Source organism: Natrialba aegyptia DSM 13077 (assembly GCF_000337535.1).
Taxonomy (GTDB): Archaea; Halobacteriota; Halobacteria; order Halobacteriales; family Natrialbaceae; genus Natrialba; species Natrialba aegyptia.
Window position 1 is genome coordinate 362,744 of record NZ_AOIP01000015.1, and the last position, 15,030, is coordinate 377,773.

Annotated in this window: 17 protein-coding genes; 9 read left to right on the forward strand and 8 right to left on the reverse strand. The window is 65.8% G+C overall.

From position 1 onward, the window contains the following. Positions 1-92: 92 nt before the first annotated feature. The gene (locus C480_RS05805; protein WP_006664689.1) at positions 93-1,082 is read left to right on the forward strand and encodes a S1C family serine protease; all 990 of its coding nucleotides are present in this window, start codon (positions 93-95) and stop codon (positions 1,080-1,082) included. Positions 1,083-1,173: 91 nt separating this feature from the next. After that, entirely contained in the window at positions 1,174-1,416 is a 243-nt protein-coding gene (locus C480_RS05810) for a glutathione S-transferase N-terminal domain-containing protein (protein WP_006664690.1), read from the forward strand. A 30-nt stretch (positions 1,417-1,446) separates the two neighbouring features. On the opposite strand, the gene C480_RS05815 is transcribed toward C480_RS05810, so the two are convergent. Then, complete coding sequence (locus tag C480_RS05815; protein ID WP_006664691.1) at positions 1,447-1,986, reverse strand: HIT family protein; 540 nt, start codon at positions 1,984-1,986, stop codon at positions 1,447-1,449. Between the two features lie 327 nt (positions 1,987-2,313). Between C480_RS05815 and C480_RS05820 the strand changes: the two genes are divergently transcribed. Further along, a complete protein-coding gene (locus tag C480_RS05820) occupies positions 2,314-2,514 on the forward strand; it encodes a DUF7835 family putative zinc beta-ribbon protein (protein WP_006664692.1) in 201 nt (66 codons plus the stop codon). A gap of 396 nt (positions 2,515-2,910) precedes the next feature. On the opposite strand, the gene map is transcribed toward C480_RS05820, so the two are convergent. Then, entirely contained in the window at positions 2,911-3,813 is a 903-nt protein-coding gene (gene map, locus C480_RS05825) for a type II methionyl aminopeptidase (RefSeq protein WP_006664693.1), read from the reverse strand. A gap of 60 nt (positions 3,814-3,873) precedes the next feature. After that, positions 3,874-4,869, reverse strand: coding sequence for an isoaspartyl peptidase/L-asparaginase (locus tag C480_RS05830; RefSeq protein WP_006664694.1), 996 nt, complete (start codon positions 4,867-4,869; stop codon positions 3,874-3,876). A gap of 118 nt (positions 4,870-4,987) precedes the next feature. Between C480_RS05830 and C480_RS05835 the strand changes: the two genes are divergently transcribed. From C480_RS05835 to C480_RS05845, 3 genes are all read left to right on the forward strand, one after another. Further along, positions 4,988-5,290: a hypothetical protein gene (locus C480_RS05835; protein ID WP_006664695.1), complete on the forward strand. Its 303-nt coding sequence runs from the start codon at positions 4,988-4,990 to the stop codon at positions 5,288-5,290. Positions 5,291-5,697: 407 nt separating this feature from the next. Continuing rightward, on the forward strand, positions 5,698-6,960 hold the full coding sequence (icd, locus tag C480_RS05840) for an isocitrate dehydrogenase (NADP(+)) (protein ID WP_006664696.1): 1,263 nt from the start codon (positions 5,698-5,700) through the stop codon (positions 6,958-6,960). Between the two features lie 153 nt (positions 6,961-7,113). Further along, on the forward strand, positions 7,114-7,620 hold the full coding sequence (locus tag C480_RS05845; RefSeq protein WP_049903270.1) for a GNAT family N-acetyltransferase: 507 nt from the start codon (positions 7,114-7,116) through the stop codon (positions 7,618-7,620). A gap of 86 nt (positions 7,621-7,706) precedes the next feature. Here C480_RS05845 and C480_RS05850 read toward each other — a convergent pair whose 3' ends face one another. From C480_RS05850 to C480_RS05865, 4 genes are all read right to left on the reverse strand, one after another. Continuing rightward, positions 7,707-8,759, reverse strand: coding sequence for an SDR family oxidoreductase (locus C480_RS05850; protein WP_006664699.1), 1,053 nt, complete (start codon positions 8,757-8,759; stop codon positions 7,707-7,709). A 259-nt stretch (positions 8,760-9,018) separates the two neighbouring features. After that, positions 9,019-9,681, reverse strand: a complete 663-nt coding sequence (locus C480_RS05855) for a sensor domain-containing protein (protein WP_006664700.1) — start codon at positions 9,679-9,681, stop codon at positions 9,019-9,021. 73 nt (positions 9,682-9,754) lie between these two features. Then, on the reverse strand, positions 9,755-11,116 hold the full coding sequence (locus C480_RS05860) for an NRAMP family divalent metal transporter (RefSeq protein WP_006664701.1): 1,362 nt from the start codon (positions 11,114-11,116) through the stop codon (positions 9,755-9,757). A gap of 62 nt (positions 11,117-11,178) precedes the next feature. Next, positions 11,179-11,520, reverse strand: coding sequence for a cupin domain-containing protein (locus tag C480_RS05865; protein ID WP_006664702.1), 342 nt, complete (start codon positions 11,518-11,520; stop codon positions 11,179-11,181). A 151-nt stretch (positions 11,521-11,671) separates the two neighbouring features. Here C480_RS05865 and C480_RS05870 point away from each other — a divergent pair, with 151 nt between their 5' ends. The 3 genes from C480_RS05870 (at position 11,672) to C480_RS05880 (ending at position 13,643) form a co-directional block, all read left to right on the forward strand. Beyond that, positions 11,672-12,622, forward strand: coding sequence for a zinc-binding dehydrogenase (locus tag C480_RS05870; protein WP_006664703.1), 951 nt, complete (start codon positions 11,672-11,674; stop codon positions 12,620-12,622). A 78-nt stretch (positions 12,623-12,700) separates the two neighbouring features. Next, positions 12,701-13,225 carry a DUF5817 domain-containing protein gene (locus C480_RS05875; protein WP_006664704.1) on the forward strand — a complete coding sequence of 175 codons (525 nt, stop codon included), beginning with the start codon at positions 12,701-12,703 and terminating at the stop codon, positions 13,223-13,225. A 70-nt stretch (positions 13,226-13,295) separates the two neighbouring features. Then, a complete protein-coding gene (locus C480_RS05880) occupies positions 13,296-13,643 on the forward strand; it encodes a hypothetical protein (protein WP_006664705.1) in 348 nt (115 codons plus the stop codon). A 53-nt stretch (positions 13,644-13,696) separates the two neighbouring features. Here C480_RS05880 and C480_RS05885 read toward each other — a convergent pair whose 3' ends face one another. Then, positions 13,697-14,971 carry a hydroxymethylglutaryl-CoA reductase gene (locus C480_RS05885; protein ID WP_006664706.1) on the reverse strand — a complete coding sequence of 425 codons (1,275 nt, stop codon included), beginning with the start codon at positions 14,969-14,971 and terminating at the stop codon, positions 13,697-13,699. Between the last annotated feature and the right edge of the window lie 59 nt (positions 14,972-15,030).

Genomic DNA, 15,030 nt, shown 5'->3' on the forward strand with positions numbered 1-15,030 from the left:
GTGTTCAGGGCACCGATTGGCTTATGCTATCACACCCCCTAACCGATGGTGAACCTGGCGGCAGCACGGCGGTGTGCTGTCCCGGGAGATAAATGAGTACGCCAACTACGTTCGAACAGTTGTACCGTGAAACGATCCCGTCGGTCGTCTCGGTGTACGTCGATCCGGAGCGCCGTCGACCGGGCGGGACGGGATCCGGGTTCGTCTACGACGCCGACCACGTGATCACGAACCGACACGTCGTTGGCGACATTGAAGCGGTCGATCTCCGGTTCAGCGACGCGTCCTGGGAAACCGGGCACGTGATCGGAACCGACGCCCACACGGACCTCGCGGTGATCCGTACCGAGGCGCTGCCGTCGGACGCTGACCCCCTGCCGATCGCGGACCGGCCGCCGACGCCCGGCGAACCGGTCGCGGCGCTCGGTAATCCGATGGGCCTGGACGGAACGATCACGACGGGGATCGTCAGCGGCGTGAACCGGTCGTCGCCGACCGGAAGCGGGTTCACCATCCCGGACACCGTCCAGACGGACGCGCCGATCAATCCGGGTAACAGCGGCGGCCCGCTCGTCACGCTCGACGGGACCGTCGTCGGCGTCAATCGGGCGAAAACCGGCGAGAACATCGGGTTCGCGATCTCCGCTGCCGTCGTCTCCAGGGTCGTTCCTGACCTCGTCGAACGCGGCCGATTCCGCCATCCGTACCTGCGAGTTCGGACGGTGGACGTCTCGCCCACCGTCGCCGAGGCCAACGACCTGGCGACTCCGGAGGGTGTGCTCGTCGTGGACGCGCCGCTCGGCCCCGCGAGCGCCGCACTGCGCGGCTGTCGAAGCGTCCGCCGGGTACGCGGTCGCGACGTTCCCGTCGGCGGCGACGTGATCGTCGGCATCGACGGCCACGAGATCGACTCCCACGAGGAACTCCAGCGCTACCTGTTGACCGAAACGCGGCCGGGACAGCCCATCGAGATCGAGGTGCAACGGCAGGGACGGCGGACGACCGAGGAGGTCGTGCTCGCCGAACGTCCCGGTCGCGCCACCGACCCGGCCGAAACCCGAGCCCACGTCCCGATCGAGTGAGTCTCGAGTTCACCGCGTCCCGCACCGCCGTCGATTTCGATCCGCGTCGACCGTCGCGTACGCTTTTACCGCCGCAGCGCGAACGCCCGCCATGGGTGCGATTACGCTCTACCAGCTCGAGGGCTGTCCGTACTGCGAACGCGTCGCCGACCGGCTCGATGAACTCGACGTTGATTACGAGAGCAACTGGGTCGAGAGCTTACATTCCGAACGCGACGAGGTCAAGCGCGTCTCCGGCCAGCGTCAGGTCCCCGTCATCGTCGACGAAGACGCCGGCGTGACGATGGCCGAGTCCGAACGGATCGTCGACTTCCTCGACGCGAGTTACGCCTGACGAGCGATTCGACGGCGAGTTCTCGCACGATTAGTCGAAGGTGACGGCAGTCTCCGCATCGACAACGCGTGCGCCGTCCTGGGCTGCAAACGCTTCGTGGAGCTGATCGTACGTTTCCTCGAGCGCCTGCACGATCACGTTCGTATCGCTGATAACGGGCATGAAGTTGGTATCGCCCTGCCAGCGCGGCACGATGTGCGTATGGAGATGATCGTCGATCGAGCCGCCGGCGCCGTCGCCGAGGTTCAGCCCCGCGTTGAAGCCGTCGGGTCCGAGCCCCGTCTCCAGCGCATCGAACGTTCGCTGCTTGAGTCGCGCGTGATCGAGCAGTTCCGCTTCGGTCAGGTCGCTGTACTCTCCCGTATGAGCGTATGGAATTACCATCACGTGTCCCGGACTGTACGGATAGTTGTTCAACAGGACGAACGCGTGCTCGCTCCGCGCGACGATCCGGTTTTCCCGGTCAGCATCCATCTCCGGGAACTCGCAGAAGACACACTCCTCGATATCGGGGTTTTGCTCGTCGCGTTTGATCCACTCGATCCGCCACGGGGCAAACACCTGGTCCATACGCGATACCACTTGCGGCGACCCTATACTGATTGTGTCTCCGGACAGGCGACCCGCAATCGATCCGGATTCGTTTCCCCCACTCGAGTCCTGATCGGAAATAGCATAAAATGTGTGCCAGTTACGAGCGTCCCCATCTCGACCCGAGCGTAGCTGTGCCTTTCACTACCGTGATATTGAATACCTATGCTATAGAGACAATCGCTCTCTTCGTTCGAGAATAACTATTGAAAGATCTAGTGGGATCCAAGAACATATCAGATCTTATGACTCAGCGTTCGAAATGAGACGCGCCTTTAAGAGTTCACTATTGCAACTACTCCAGTAATGGCAACGACTGACGACTCTGTAAACGGCCTTACTGAATACTGCGATGACTGCGACTTGCAAACGCTCCACGAAGTGTCGGTCCAGATTCGAACCGAGAGTGTCAAACAGGAAAACGCTCAGTTTTCCCGCGAACCCTACCGCGTAAGCGAGTGCCAGCGCTGCGGGAATCGGACGAGTCAGCGGATGAACAACGCCTGATCTGTCGTACTGCTGCCGCCCTCTCTGCTATTTCCGCGCGTTAATCGCTCTCCGAGGTATCATCCTCACTGTCACCCCTCAACACGGATAGTGCGCTCTACTGTCCGCCCCTGTCGAGTGCATTCGGACCGTCTCTAGAATCGTCGCCGTCGCGTTCTCCTCGCGGCCGGCGGATTCTCGTCGACTCGCGGCCGGCGAATCCGTTATTCACCGCGCCCGAGAGCGAGACGGCGGACCGACGGGACCGAGCGGGGCTGTGGGCTGTGAACGAGAACGGGCACGGGAACGGGAACGAGAACAAGAGCGGAAACTGATCGCGGAAAAGACAGACGAAAACCGACAGACGAAAACCGACAGACGAAAACCGACAGACGAAAACCGACGGCGGCGAACGCCCTACTGCGTCGTCACTTCACACCCGTCTTCGGTCACGATCACGGTATGCTCCTTCTGACTGACGAGGAAGCCGTCGTCCTCCTGTAACACCGGATAGCCGTGGACGATATCGTTTCGCTTGAGCCGTCGCAGGGCCATCTCCGCCCGATCCGTCTCGAGCCATCGCGTCGCGAACGGCAACGTCTTGAACTCGTCGGTGATCTGTGCGAGCGCCTCGCGGGCCTGTCGGTTCCGGACGGTGCCCTCGCGTTCGAGCCCGAAAATCTCCTCGGTCGCGCCCTCCGTGACCTTGCCGCCGCCGTCGGTCGCGAAGGGTTCGATCGCAACGACATCGCCGACCTCGAGCGTCGTTCCCTGGGAAACGGCACGGTTCGGGATGTTTGGGCTGGTGTGTTGCTCCCAGTGGTCCAACCCGTGCCCGGTGAGGTTAACGACCGGGTTGTAGCCGTAGCCGTCGATCACGTCTTCGATTTCGGCTCCGATCTCGCCCGTCTCGACGCCGGGTTCGACGATTTCGAGAGCGGCTTCGAGCGCCTGTTCGGAGGCCTCCGCGAGTTCGGGAGTGCCCGAGAGGTCGACGGTGATGGCGGTGTCCGCGAGCCAGCCGTCGACGTGGACGCCGATGTCTAAGTTGACCATCTCTTCGCCGAAGGTCGAGTCGTCGTCGATCGACGGGGTTGCGTGGGCGGCCTCTTCGTCGATCGAAATATTGACGGGGAACGCCGGTTTGCCGCCGAGTTCGCGGATTCGGTCCTCGGCGTATTCCGCGATCTCGAGGTGGCTGACGCCGACCTCGACGCGTTCGGCTGTCTCCTCGCGAACCTGCGCGAGGATGTCGCCCGCTTCGCGGTGCTTCTCGTACTTCTCGGACTGGAGGTCCACCTGATCCTCGGAGTCGGCCATGCACTGGAGTTGCACCGGTCGGCAAAAAGAGGTTGCGTCTCCGATCGTTGCGGGATGGTCTCAGCGGTCCGTCGCCCGCGCCGTCTGCATCGCGGCGCTGTTGTACGCCGAGCCGAGCGTCCCGGTTGCATCGACGGCGATCACGCCGGCGGTCGAGCCGGTGAGTTCGGCGAACTCGTCGATCGCGAGCGCAGCAGCGGTATCGGCGTCGCGGCCCCGTTCGACGTGTCGGGCGACGCGTCGCGAGAGCGTGACGCGGGCGATGTCCTCCCCGGCACCGGTTGCGCTGACGGCGGCGGCGGGTGCACAGTAAAAGCCGGAGCCGACCTGCGGGACGTCGCCGACGCGGCCGGCGAGTGCGAGCCAGCGCCCGCCCGTGGAGGTCGCGGCGGCGAGGCGGCCGCTGTCGTCATCGAGGGCGACGGCACCGACGGTGTCGTGATCCGTCGGATCGCTGCTCGTTGGGCGTTGTCCGGCGGCGTCGTGATCGAGGGTGCTCTCGTGCGGGTCGGTCGCTCTCTGTGCTGGCTGATCCATCTCACCGTTATCCTCGCCGTCGCGCCCGCCCGGGTCCGTTCGCCCGTACCGGTCTTCGATCCACGCGAGTTCACTCTGTACGCCGTCCGCCGGTCGATCGAGTTCGGCCCACCGCTCGCGCGTTCGATCGGACCAGAGATCGACGCCGGTTTCGATGCCGAACGCGTCGGCGAGCGAGACGGCGTGATCGCCGGAGACGAAGCCGTGCGGCGTCGCTTCCATGACGATGCGGGCGACGCTGACCGCGTGTTCGACGCCCGGCATCGAGCAGGCGGCACCGACCGCCCGGGAATCGGTCATGATCCCCGCATCCGTGCGGATCTCGCCGTCGCTCTGAACGGCGCTGCCGACCCCGGCGTTGAACCGCGGCGAGGATTCGAGGACGTGCAGCGCCGATTCGACTGCACCGACTGGGTCGGATGTCGCTGCACCGGTTGCGGCAGCCTCGTCGAGGACTGCCTGTCGCGGGGCCGGGTCGTCGGGGGCGCTACCGGCGCCGCCGTGGACGAGTACCTGCATACCCTGACTGACGGGGACCGGTCATAACGGGTTTTGGATTCGACCGACGGCCGGCGACGGGGGAAGACGCATCGAAACAGACATACTTACCACGGCAGCGCGAGAACCGCCACCGACGATGACGACGCCAGCCGCATTGCTCGGGGTCTTCTGTACGGCGATGGCACTGCTCGCGGTCGTGCGGCTGGGAATCGAGGCGGACTGGGATCGGGTCGACCTCGGCTCGACGGCCCTGGTCGTCGGGATCGCGCTGCTTTCGATACTGTGGACCGTTCGCACCCACTCGCGGCTTTCGGGCGGCGCACAGCTCCTGCTCGCGCTGGCTGGCGGGGCCAGTTGCTGTGTCGGCGGCTGGTTGCTCGTGCGCCACTGGGACGGGACGGGGAGCGACGATGTCGGTCCGAAGGGGCCCCGTTCCTGAAACCGGGGCGACGCACCGGAGAGACAGACGCGATCCGAACACCGGGAATGACACACCGGTAACGACACTGCCAGCCGTCCCCCGAAGAGAAGTAATACTAAACAGGACTCCGGAGGTGAAGAACAGCCGTTGTCCAACAGTCTCGACCGAGAGCGAATCTGCCACAGAGCACGCCCGTGAAAGACAACGCTCCGCCGGATCGCGTTCTCATCGGCGTTTCCCCATAGACGGGAGTTTACGGGCAACGTTCGGCGTCTCGCCGACGATTTCGATATCCGAACTCGGTCCGGCTCCCGTCTCACGCTGCTCCCTCGGTGGAAACACCGCGTCGGGCCCAGGTGCAATATTCGCCGGTCGCAATAGAAATGGTAGCCCTTTTACCACAGTCGGAGAACCCTCTAGACGAGATGAGCTACGACAAGATCGAGGTCCCCGAGGACGGGGAAAAGATTACGCTGAAAGAGGGAACTGAGGACGAACTCGAGGTCCCCGACAACCCGATCATTCCGATCATCCACGGCGACGGCGTCGGCAGCGACGTCGGCCCGGCCGCACAGAAAGTGCTCGAGGCCGCAGCGGATGCGACCGGCCGCGAGATCAACTGGATGCGCGTCTACGCCGGCGAGTCCGCCCGCGAGAAGTACGACGAGAACCTGCCCGACGAGACCGTCGAAGCGATCAAGGAACACCGCGTTGCGATCAAGGGCCCGCTCACGACGCCCGTCGGCGCCGGATTCCGATCGCTGAACGTCGGGCTGCGAAAGCTGTTGGATCTCTACGCGAACGTTCGTCCGACCTATCACCTAGACGGCGTTCCGTCTCCCGTCTCCGAACCGGAACAGATGGACATGATCACCTTCCGCGAGAACACGGAAGACGTCTACGCCGGCATCGAGTGGGAGGCCGGCACCGACGAAGTCGAGCAGGTCAAGGAGTTCGTCGAGGACGAGATGGGCGAGGACGACGTCATCCACGACGGCCCCGTCGGCATCGGCGTCAAGCCGATCACGGAGTTCGGGACCAAGCGGCTGGTTCGGCGCGCCATCGACTACGCCCTCGAACACGACCGGGACTCGGTCACGCTGGTCCACAAGGGCAACATCATGAAGTTCACCGAGGGTCAGTTCCGCGACTGGGGCTACGAGGTCGCCGAAGAAGAGTACGGTGACGAGGTCATCACCGAGGACACCCTCTGGGAGGAAAACGACGGCGAAGCGCCCGAAGACGCCGTCGTCGTCAACGACCGCATCGCGGACAACATGCTCCAGCAGCTGTTGACCCGCACCGACCAGTACGACGTCATCGCGACGATGAACCTGAACGGCGACTACATGTCCGACGCCGCCGGTGCACAGATCGGCGGCCTCGGCATCGCTCCCGGGTCCAACTTCGGCGACGGTCGCCTGCTTGCCGAACCCGTCCACGGCTCCGCACCGAAGTACGAGGGCCAGGACAAGGTCAACCCGACCGCCATGATCCTCTCGGGCCGCATGATGCTCGAGTACCTCGGCTGGACCGACGCTGCAGACCTCGTCCGCGACGCCGTCGAAGAGACGATTTCTTCGGGCAAGGTCACCTACGACCTCGAACGCCAGCTCGACGACGCCGAGAAACTCGCCACCAGCGAGTTCGCCGACGAAGTCGTCAGCAATATCGAGAAACTCTCGTAAGCTCGAGCGCGGTCGAACGCGAATTTCTACTCTTCTTTCGTACTGCTGGTACGGTGGCGATCGTTATCGGATGACTCACTCGATCGAGTTCGGGTTTCGCCCGGTCGCGTCGGAGTCGTAACGTTCTCGAGAGCCGAGGCTGAAGAACACACGATGGTCGACGTACGTGTCGCCGACGCGGATGCCGCGCGCGAGGACGCCTTCGACGTTCGCCACGAGGTGTTCGTCGACGAACAGGGCGTCGACGAAGCGCTCGAGTACGACGAATACGACGCCCCCGAGGCCGACGCCGTGCACTTCGTCGCGTACGGCGACGAATACGACGCCTCCGACGCTTCTGATGCTCCCGACGCTTCTGACTCCCCCGATGCGGACCCGATCGGCGCTGCACGGCTCCGAACGGCGGATACCGACGAAACCGGGAAGGTCGAACGCGTCGCCGTCCGCGAACCCTGGCGCAAGACCGGAGTCGGTCGCGCACTCATGCTCGCCATCGAAGCGCAGGCCGACGAGCAGGGACTCGACGCGCTCACGCTTCACTCTCAGACGCACGCGGCCGGTTTCTATCGTGAACTCGGCTACGAATCCGTCGGCGACGAGTTCACGGAGGCGGGTATCCCGCACGTCAAAATGCGAAAGCGACTGGGAGACGAACACTGAGGATCCATCGGAGTCGAATCGGTAGCTGACGACCGGGGTACCGGTCACCGGACATCGATCATCAGTCACCGGACACCGATCACCGATCACTGGTCACCGGGATCGGTGCCGCGGAGCACCCTGTAGAGAACGTACGCGCCGAGCGCAGCAGCGCCGGCACCGAGCGTCGTCGGAAGCGAACTTCGCTGGACGAGCCTGGTGTATGAACTCGTCTCGGCGACGTGGCCCTCGTAGTCGCCCCGTTCGTCGAGCGTCCCGGACGGGGTGTCGAGATCCCGCTCCGGTTCGGGACCGGACGAGCGGTCCGTTCGCTGGCGATCGACGAACACCACCTCCATAATTCGATCCAGCAGCCCCGGTGCGTAGCGGTCGAGTACCGTGAGGCCCTTGCCGCCTCCGCCGACGGTCACCTCCCGCTGTGGGTGCGCTGCCGCGTGGAGAATCGCCCGCGCGACCGTCTCCGGTGCGTACACGGGCGGCGGGAGCGTCGGGTCGTCGTCCATGTAGTTTTTCGCGTGATCCGGGTACGGGGTATCGATCGAACTCGGTTTGACGAGCGTCACGGAGACGGGAGCGCCCTCCTCCTCGAGTTCCATTCGCAGGGCGTCGGTGAATCCCTTGACCGCGTGTTTGGACGCCGAGTAGCTACCCTGCAGTACGATGGCGCGCTCGGAGGCGATGCTTCCGATATTGATGAGTGCGCCGCCGTAATCCAGGTCTTGCTCCTGCGCTCGCTCTCGGAACTGTTCGGCGGCTTCGAACGATCCGTACAGGAGCCCCCAGACGTTGACGTCGAACTGCTCGTGGAGGTCCTCGATCGGAATCTCTCTGAGTTTGCCGTAGATCGGGACGGCGGCACCGTTTACCCACGTATCGAATCCGCCGTAGGCCTCCCGTGCGACCCGCGAGATTTCGCGGATGTCGTCGGGCTCCGAGACGTCGGCGACGACGTATTCCGCGTCACCGCCCTCGCGTCTGATCTCCTCGGTCAACTCCGCGAGGGCCGTCTCGCTCCGGGCCGCGAGAACCAATCGCGCCCCGCGGTCGGCTGCCATCCGCGCGGTGGTCAGCCCGATGCCCGAGGATGCGCCGGTGATGACGATCACCTGCTCGTCGAGCGGCTTGAGTGCTACGGTCATGGTACGGTAGCGTCGACATCGATATGGTGAGTCGAGTTCAGAAACGGAACCGAACGCTGACCGACCAGCAGGGAACGTGAACTCGCACGCTCGATACGACGACGCGGGCGACCGTCCCGTCTCGCTATCTCGGGTAGCTGCATTCGACGTTCCTACGGCAATGATACCCTTGCGACCGCCGCCTGTATTCGCATGGTCGACGATCCGAAGACACAGCGCGAACGTGAAGGCGGCCGTCCGTGGCCGCGTTCAGGTGGCGCTATGCCGGATCGATCGGGTCGCGTTCGGACGATTCCCCCTGATCCCCGAGCAACGCGACCGCCAGCGTTTCCATAATTTCGGCGATCCAGTTAGCGAGGTGTAAGGTGACGAGTCCGAGGCCGACGCCCAGGGGAACCGCGACGACGGATTCCGCGACCGTGTCGATCTCCCAGTCGAACACGACCGTCGACGAAGAGATCGGCGCAAGGACGAGCGCGAGCGAGCCGATACCACCGAGGAGGAGGAGAAACGCCACGATGAAACTGAAGACCGATTTCAGGACGAGAAAGCCCACGCCCTTCCAGGTCGCCTGCGAGCGGACGAGTTCAACGAGCCTCGAGACGAGTCCGTCGTCGGCGACCGTTCGCCGGTCGGCCGGCCGCCGAATGTCGGTCGTCAGCAGTCGGTTGGCGAGTCGCCGCTCGAACGCGGCGAGGTAGCGAGCGCCGACGATGGTACACAGCAGGATCGGGATTCCGACGAGAACAACGGCGAAAATAGCGCCCAGGAAGCCGAGCGTGAGTCCGAACTGGTAGACGATCCCGATCGGAATCGCCAGGAGCAGGTAACAGAGGTTCCGGTAGGTCTGACGCTCGGCGGCGACGCCGACGAACGACCGGACCGAGCCGGGAACGCTCCGGGAGGGGGTGCGCTCGCTCATATCGGACGATTCGACCGCGGCCCCTAAAATATCCTCGATCGAACACGTTCCAGCGAAACGGGTTACGGCTCCGTCACCAGTAGCGCTCGCGAACGTATCGCCCCGCGAGTCCGCAAATCGCAAGCGCCATCGCGGCCGCGAAGGCGACGACGAACACCGACACCGGGTCGCCCGCCGTCGCTCCCGTCAGTTCGTCCAGCACGAACTCGCCGGCGAGCACCGTCGCGACCGCAAAGAGCGCGATGCCGCCGAGGTTTTCGAGCGCCGAGTTCGGCTCCGAAACGACGGCGGGGTCGTTGAGCAGGTAGAGGATCACGGCGAGCGCAAAGGGCGTGCCGACCAGCCCGAACGCGAGGACGAGCACCAACAGTTGGACGAACGCCCCCTCGAGGACGACCCCGAGCGCGGAGCCGAGCGCGACGACGACGAGCGCCGCCCGGTAGCGCGGGTCGGCGACCGACTGCTCCCAGCCGAGTTTGTCGGCGACGAGATAGGGCGGCACGATCGTGTTGCCGCCGAGCGTCGAGACCGCGGCCCCGAGGAGCCCGACCAGGAACACCCACATCGCGTGCTCGCCCGCGATCGGCCCGAGCGCCTCCGCGGCCTGAATCTCCGTGATCGTCGCCGGGTCGAGCCCGGTCGCCGGCAACACGCTCGCCGCCACGAGGAAGACGGCGAGGCTAAAGCCCCCGAAGGCGACGAGCAGTGAACTCGCGACGTCGAAGGTCGCGATGTCCCGGTCCCGTTCGGTCCAGCCGCGGGCGCGCATCGTGTAGCTCTGCATCGTCAGCAGCGTGATGTGAACCGCGCCGCCGAGGACGCCCGCGGCGACGATCGCGCCGCCGGCCGGCAGTTCGGGAACGAGCCCGGTCGTCGCAGCGGCGGGATCGATCGGAACGACGACCAGCGAGGCGACGAACGCGAGGACGACCAGCGAGACGAGCACTTTGGCACCGATCTCGGCGATCCGGTAGCCGCCGCCGGCGAGACCCAGCGCGAGCAGCGCCGCCCAGGTGAGCCCCCAGAGTCGGGGATCTGCAAGCGCGGTGAGTCCGGCGTTGCCGACGATCGTCGCGCTGACGTCCGCGAGCGTCTTCATGATCGCCAGTTGTGCGAGCCCGGCGGCGAGGACGGCGTCGACGACGAGGACCCAGGCCCAGACCGAGCCGAGGTGTTCCTCGACGACGGCGACGATACCGGCTTCAGTGAGCAATCCAAGCCGCATCGCGAGGTACTGGCCGACGGTACCGAGGACGGCCGAGAGGACGACGACCCACAGCAGCGAGTAGCCGAAACTCGCTCCCGCGACCAGGAGGCTGACCATCGTCGCCGGGCCGGCCGCGATCGCGCCGGCGAGCCACGTCGGCCCTAATCGTCTCACGAACGCCCCGATTCGTCCGAGCGACCGTTCGGTCGAGCGCGTCTCGGCTGCCATTGGACTCCCTTGCCAAGCCCGTCATATAACTCCGTGGTATTCTACCGTGGTATCGGGGCCGGCTACTTCGACTGCCAGGTCGGATTCTCGCGCGGCGGACTGAAGATGTCGACGCCGCGAACCGTCACCTCGCCCCGGTTCTCGGCGGCGTGTGGCTGGTCGCCGGGCAACGCGTAGGAGTCGCCCGGGCCGCAGACGAGTTCGTCGCCGTCGGTGCGGAAGGTGAGTTCGCCCTCGTAGATGAATCCCGTCTGTTCGTGGGGGTGGCTGTGCTCTTCGACGGTCGCGCCGGGTTCGATCTCGAAGTGCTGGACGTTCATCGAGTCGGATCCGGCCATGAGCGCCAGGTGCACGCCCTCGGCGGCTTCCGTGCTGTCAACGTCGGCGAGTGAGCGCCGTTCCATGGGTGGCGAGACGAGCGGAGCCACCAATAATGTACGGACTGGCCCTGATTTCGGCAGTTCTCACGGCCGGAGCGTGCGTTCCGACGCGACTGTCACGACGCGGCGAACGAAGGTCGAACCTATATCCAGTCACTCGACGACAGCGGTCCGTATGGACGCGATGGTAATCACCGAGTTCGGCGAGACCGATGTCTTCGAACGGCGCGACGTGGACCGCCCGGAACCCGGGCCGACGGAACTGCTCGTCCGCGTCCACGCGTCGTCGGTCAATCCCGTCGATTGCAAGATCCGGCAGGCCGGCTCGTGGGCCGGCATCTCCCCGCCGACGATCATCGGCTACGACGTGTCGGGCGTCGTCGAGGACGTTGGCGAGGCCGTCACCGACTTCGGAGTCGGCGACGAAGTCTTTTATACCCCCGAAATATTCGGCGAACAGGGGAGCTACGCCGAGTTCCAGACGGCGGACGAGTCGATCGTCGCGCCCAAGCCTGAGTCGCTGTCCCACGAGGAGGCCGCGGCGCTGCCCCTCGCCGCGGCGACCGCCTGGGAGGCGATCGTCGCGCGGGGCGACGTGACGGCCGGCGAGACGGCCCTGATCCACGGCGCGGGCGGCGTCGGGGCGCACGCGGTCCAGATCGCCGACGAGAGCGGCGCGACGGTGGTCGCCGTGACCAGCCCCGAAACGGTCGATCAGACCGAAGAACTCGGTGCCGTGCGAGCCATCGATTACGAGTCCGAGGACTTCGCGGACGTGATCGACTCGGAGTTCGACGAGGGCGTCGACCTCGTCTTCGACACCGTCGGCGGCGAGACGCTGGTCGACAGCACCGCGGTCACGAATCCGCACGGCCGACTCGTCACGATCCTCGAACCCGAGGGGGAGTGGGGGAGCGCGTACCAGCAAAACTACACGCTCGAGATGTGCTTCTTGGAGCGCGACCGCCGGCCGCTCGACGCGCTCCGCCGACTCGTCGAGGCGGGGCGACTCGAACCCGTCATCGACTCGGTGCGTCCGGTCACGGAGGTCGCACAGGCCCACGAACTGGTCGAGGGGAGCGGTCTGACGGGCAAGGTCGTCCTCGACGTCGACGGCGCGTGGTAGCCGGTGCGCCCTCGTCCGGCGCTTCACTTTCGCCCCGGTTGCCCAACCTTCAACTACGACGCCGCCCCACGCACCAGCATGTACGCCGTCGTCGGCTGTAGCGAGTGTTCGAACCTCTGGATCATCGAGGGCCGCTCCGAGACGACCCAGTGCCCCCGCTGTGGCACCCGCCGCGCCTACGAAAAGCGCAAGAAGTTCGTCGAAACCGACGACGCGAACCACGCCCGCGAGGTCCGCGCCTCGATGCTCGCCACCCGCCAGGGCCAGGGCGAAGCCTTCGCCGAACTCGACTCCTTCGACGCGCTCGAGGACGACGTTGCAGGCGGCGTCGTCGACGACGCCGAGTACATCGAACAAGCGGGCCTCGACGCCGCTGAAGTCGAGGCGGCCGGCGACCGCGACCCGCGCGGCTCCTCCCGAAGCGGAAGCAAGAAAGAGATCGTCGAACGGGCGCTCGCCGAACTCGAGCGGCCGACCGAGGACGATATTATTTCGTTCGCCGGCGAACACGGCGTTTCCCCCGAGTTCACTCGAGACGCGCTCGAAAAACTCGCCAGGCAGGGGACGGTGAGCGAAAGTCGAGGGCGGTATCGGCTGCTCTGAGCCGGCGTTCGCGCTCGTTGTGCGGCCGGCGGAACGGCACGGCTTTACATCCGCTCTCGAAATGACGGCTATGGTCGAAACGGTGGATGCGCAGCGAGAGGTGATCGGGATCGGGTCGGCAATTGCGGTGCTTCTCGTCGGCTACGGGACGGCCATCAACGAGACGATCGGCGGCGTTCGAACGACGATTCTCGCGACCTGGGTCTTCGCTGCCACGTTCGCCCTTCTGGCCCTCTTACACGGTTCCTACGGTCGACGAGACTTCGCCGCGGCTCACGGCGGTGCAGCCGTTGGACTGCTGGCCTTCTTGCTCGCGACGGCCGGCCCGCAGGCGCTCGCGGGACTCCTCGTGTTCGTCGGCAGCGGTGCGTACATCGGGATCGCGACGCTGCGCGCTCGTCCGACGGCCACGTCGTGAGCTGAACTCGATAGGAGATCAAACCGCTCGGGAGAGGTACTGCTGGTTGTCCGTTATCGACCGAGATCCTCGTGAGCGCTCGCCAGGTGGCGCGAGGAAAGCGCCGCGAGCAGGGAGAGTTCACCTGCGAGCGCGCCGACGGCGATGATCTCGGCGAGGGCGTCGGCGTTCGAGCCGGCGGGGTCGCCGCCGCCGCGGAGGCCGAGAACGTCGAGGGCTTCGGCCTGCGTCGGGAGTTTCGTCCCGCCGCCGACGGTGCCGACTTCGAGGGAGGCGAGCGAGACGGCGGCGTAGAGGTCGGTGGTGCCGTCCTCGCGTTCGCGGCTTCGCCCTTCGTCGGACCGAGGCGACGCTGTCGCCTCGCGGGCCTCCATCGTCGTGATCGCGTTCGCGGCTTCGACGACCTGGGCCACGTCCTGGCCGGTCGCGAGGAAGGCGGCGGCGACGACGTTGGCCGCGTGGGCGTTGAAGCCGAGGCTGCCGGCCTTGGCGCTGCCGGTCAGGTTCTTGCGCGTGTTCGCCTCGGCGATGGCCTCGGCGGTCGTGTGCAGGCGTTCTTCGACGAGTTCACCCGGAATGACGACGTCGGCGGTGACGGAGCGGCCGCGGCCCTCGACGGCGTTGATGGCGGCGGGCTTTTTGTCGGAACAGAGGTTTCCTGAGACCGCGACGAGCGAGGCGGGCGTTTCGGCCTCGACGAGTTCGCAGGCCTCGCGGGTGGCGATGGTGACCATGTTCATCCCCATCGCGTCTTTGGTGTCGTAGGCGAACCGGAGGTAGACGGAATCGCCGACGACGTAGGTGTCGACCGCGAGGAGTTCGCCGTGGCTAGTGGTCGATTCGGCGGCCTCCCGGAGCGCGTCGACGTTGTCGTCGACCCACTCGACCGTCTCGGCGGCCTCGGCGACGCCGTCGACGCGGAACACGGGGGCGCGGGTCATGCCGTTTTTCGTTACGCGGGCGTCCGCGCCGTCGGCGTCGCGGATGACCGAGAGGCCGCGGTTGACCGACGCCAGGAGCGCGCCCTCGGTCGTCGCCATGGGGAGGTAGTGCTCGCCGTCGGCCGCGCCGCCCGAGACGGGGACGGGACCGACGATGCCCATCGGAATCTGGGCTGCGCCGATCATGTTCTCGATGGTTGACTCGGCCTGCTCGGCGGGGAAGGCGTAGTCGCCGACAGTACTGAGGTCGGCGTCGGTTTCGCGTTCGACGAGCGTGCGGCGGGCCTCGGCTGCGGTGTCGGGGTCGGCGTGGTCCTTGAGTTCGTGGATGCGGAGGTCGCCGTCCTGCACGCGGTCGGCGAGGGCGTCCGGATCGGTTGTGGTCATGCGTTGGTGGAGACGGCGATGCGTCCTAAGGGTTGCTGATTGTCTGCGCGGCGGTCCGG

Coding starts and splice junctions, on each gene's coding strand:
- C480_RS05805 (WP_006664689.1), top strand. CDS start 93: ATGAGTACGCCAACTACGTTCGAACAGTTGTACCGTGAAACGATCCCG.
- C480_RS05810 (WP_006664690.1), top strand. CDS start 1,174: ATGGGTGCGATTACGCTCTACCAGCTCGAGGGCTGTCCGTACTGCGAA.
- C480_RS05815 (WP_006664691.1), bottom strand. CDS start 1,986: ATGGACCAGGTGTTTGCCCCGTGGCGGATCGAGTGGATCAAACGCGAC.
- C480_RS05820 (WP_006664692.1), top strand. CDS start 2,314: ATGGCAACGACTGACGACTCTGTAAACGGCCTTACTGAATACTGCGAT.
- map (WP_006664693.1), bottom strand. CDS start 3,813: ATGGCCGACTCCGAGGATCAGGTGGACCTCCAGTCCGAGAAGTACGAG.
- C480_RS05830 (WP_006664694.1), bottom strand. CDS start 4,869: ATGCAGGTACTCGTCCACGGCGGCGCCGGTAGCGCCCCCGACGACCCG.
- C480_RS05835 (WP_006664695.1), top strand. CDS start 4,988: ATGACGACGCCAGCCGCATTGCTCGGGGTCTTCTGTACGGCGATGGCA.
- icd (WP_006664696.1), top strand. CDS start 5,698: ATGAGCTACGACAAGATCGAGGTCCCCGAGGACGGGGAAAAGATTACG.
- C480_RS05845 (WP_049903270.1), top strand. CDS start 7,114: ATGGTCGACGTACGTGTCGCCGACGCGGATGCCGCGCGCGAGGACGCC.
- C480_RS05850 (WP_006664699.1), bottom strand. CDS start 8,759: ATGACCGTAGCACTCAAGCCGCTCGACGAGCAGGTGATCGTCATCACC.
- C480_RS05855 (WP_006664700.1), bottom strand. CDS start 9,681: ATGAGCGAGCGCACCCCCTCCCGGAGCGTTCCCGGCTCGGTCCGGTCG.
- C480_RS05860 (WP_006664701.1), bottom strand. CDS start 11,116: ATGGCAGCCGAGACGCGCTCGACCGAACGGTCGCTCGGACGAATCGGG.
- C480_RS05865 (WP_006664702.1), bottom strand. CDS start 11,520: ATGGAACGGCGCTCACTCGCCGACGTTGACAGCACGGAAGCCGCCGAG.
- C480_RS05870 (WP_006664703.1), top strand. CDS start 11,672: ATGGACGCGATGGTAATCACCGAGTTCGGCGAGACCGATGTCTTCGAA.
- C480_RS05875 (WP_006664704.1), top strand. CDS start 12,701: ATGTACGCCGTCGTCGGCTGTAGCGAGTGTTCGAACCTCTGGATCATC.
- C480_RS05880 (WP_006664705.1), top strand. CDS start 13,296: ATGGTCGAAACGGTGGATGCGCAGCGAGAGGTGATCGGGATCGGGTCG.
- C480_RS05885 (WP_006664706.1), bottom strand. CDS start 14,971: ATGACCACAACCGATCCGGACGCCCTCGCCGACCGCGTGCAGGACGGC.